2 protein-coding genes are annotated in these 2,305 nt (G+C 63.9%); both read right to left on the reverse strand.

Annotation, left to right across the window (positions count from 1 at the left end):
* Positions 1 to 67: 67 nt before the first annotated feature.
* Positions 68 to 865: an IS21-like element helper ATPase IstB gene (istB, locus tag HHL27_RS22125; RefSeq protein WP_206069798.1), complete on the reverse strand. Its 798-nt coding sequence runs from the start codon at positions 863 to 865 to the stop codon at positions 68 to 70.
* Between the two features lie 44 nt (positions 866 to 909).
* Positions 910 to 2,151: an IS21 family transposase gene (gene istA / locus HHL27_RS22130; protein ID WP_169495521.1), complete on the reverse strand. Its 1,242-nt coding sequence runs from the start codon at positions 2,149 to 2,151 to the stop codon at positions 910 to 912.
* Positions 2,152 to 2,305 lie beyond the last annotated feature (154 nt).

Raw genomic sequence — 2,305 nt, forward strand, 5'->3', positions numbered from 1 at the left:
TGTCAACGCCGACCGAAGATTCCCCAGAAGTGCCGATATAAAATTCCCCAGTCTGGGATTTCGGTGATCAGCCGTAGCGGTGATCGATGAGGCGCTCCTTTGGGGGCCTTCCGCGCCGGCGTGGCGGGGGTGGTGGTGTGATGGTGGCAATGGTCCTGGTGTGTTCGGGGATGAGGTCGGTATGGGCGCGCAGGCGGTAACTGGCGCCCTCGATCTGGATCACGATGGCGTGGTGCAGGAGGCGATCCAGCAGGGCGGTGGCGACCACAGGATCGCCGAAGACGTCGCCCCATTCGGCAAAGCCGCGGTTGGAGGTGAGGATCATCGCCCCCTTTTCGTAGCGCGAGTTGACGAGCTGGAAGAAGAGGTTGGCCCCGCCCGGGGTGACCGGCAGGTATCCGATCTCGTCGATGATCAGAAGGCTGTTGCGGTTGAAGAAGCGTAGCCGTTCCGGGAGTCTGCCATCACGTTCGGCGCGGACCAGCATGTCGATCACTTCGGCCAGGCTGGCCCTGTAGACCCGCTTGCCGGCACGGACAGCTTCGACTCCGAGCGCCGTTGCCAGATGAGATTTCCCGGTCCCCGGCGGGCCTAGCAGATGGACGACCTCGCCGCGTTCGATGAAGTCGAGCTGGGCAAGCGCGATGATCCGGCTGCGATCAAGCGATGGCTGGAACGAGAAGTCGAAGCCCTCGATGGTTTTCATGGGGACGAGGCGGGAGGTCTTGACGCCCATGGTGAAGCGCCGGCTCTCGCGGTTGCCATGCTCGTGGGAGAGCAGGATGTCGATGGCCTCGAGCGCGGTCATCTCGCCCCGCTCGAGGCACCGCATGGTATGATCCAGGGCTTCGAGGGCGCGAGGCATCCTGAGGCCGACCAGGCTGGCGCGGATGCTGTCGATGATTTCGGTCACGGCCGCACCTCCACACCGGCCAGGCGCTTGCCGACGGCCTCGTAGATGCTGAGTGAGCGACGCCCGATCTCACGGCCCGTGGCAGGAGGCGGCGCTTCCTGCCGGATCTGGACGAGCTTGCGGTGAACGGGATCGACCCGGCGCTGATTGCGCCCATCGAGCACGGGATGCACCGCGATCAGTCTGCGGTCCTCGAAGATCCTGATCTCGCGCGGATGGTTCTGGACTTCGACGACGCGTTTCCTTGTCGCATCGGGCACCGAGTAGAGGTTGCCGCCGACCGATACCATGCCTTCATGGCTGACCCGCCGTTCGACGGTAAGGACGGCATTGTAGGCCGCGGCAGGCAAGGCCGTCAGCGCGATCCCTTCCTCGGCGAAGTGCTCGGCGACGATGCGTCCGGTCGTTGCGTGACGACGCACGTTGGCAACCGTGTCGAGCCAGTTACGGAACTGGCCATTCAGATCCTCGGCATTTTGGAAGGTGCGGCCCAGGAAGAAGTCCTGGCGGATGTAACGGAAGGGACGCTCGACCTTGCCCTTCGTCTTGGCGCGATAGGGCCGGCAGGCGCGTGGCAGGGCACCGTAGTGGTCGAGCAGCGCCACCAGCGACCGATTATAGATCACAACGCCCTCGGCGTCCTCATCGATGACTGCGGTCTTCATCCGGTCGTAGAGGACTTCGCGCGGAGCGCCGCCCATGGCATCGAAGGCGTCGATGTGGCAGCGCATCACCGTCTGCAGGTCTTGGGTCGGGCAGAACCGGCCCCACAGCCACCGGCTATGGCCCAGCACCATCGAGAACAGCCAGAACACTTTCACGGCGCCAGGCTCATCGGTGAACTCGACGCGGAACTGGGCGAAGTCGACTTGAGCCTGCCGGCCGGCGGCGGTCTCGAACCGGCGTTCGAACGGCTTGATGCGGGCAGGCCGATTGGCGCGCAGGTAGTCGGTCACGGCACTGTAGCCCCCGCCATACCCCATTGCCCTGATCTCGCGCAGGAGGCGTTTTCCCGACAAGTCAGGGTAGAGCGTGATCCGCTCCAGAAGGTAGGGCTCAAAAGCGGCGAGTTGTCGCGGACGTTCGGGCCGCGGCTTGTATGTCGGCGGCTTGATACCCTCCGCCAGGTGCTTGCGCACCGTCTTGCGATCGAGACCGGTCTTGCGGGCGATCGCGGACACCGACAGGCCCTGCCGGTGCAGATCATGGATCATGACAACTTCCTCAAGTCTGACCACCCAGCCACTCCCGCCAAATCCGCGGGGGCATCGAGTAGCATGTGAAGATCGATGCCAATTCGCTCCGGGGTTAACCCCGGAGCGAATTGGCGCTGACCTCAAACTGGGGAATTTTCATTCGGCACTTTTGGGGAGAATACATCCGGCACCGACA

It is taken from the genome of Novosphingobium olei (assembly GCF_012927405.1).
In the GTDB taxonomy this organism is placed as follows: Bacteria; Pseudomonadota; Alphaproteobacteria; order Sphingomonadales; family Sphingomonadaceae; genus Novosphingobium; species Novosphingobium olei.

Bases quoted from the DNA above. Each gene is read 5' to 3' on its own strand.
- istB (WP_206069798.1), bottom strand. From the start codon at position 865: ATGCCTCGCGCCCTCGAAGCCCTGGATCATACCATGCGGTGCCTCGAG.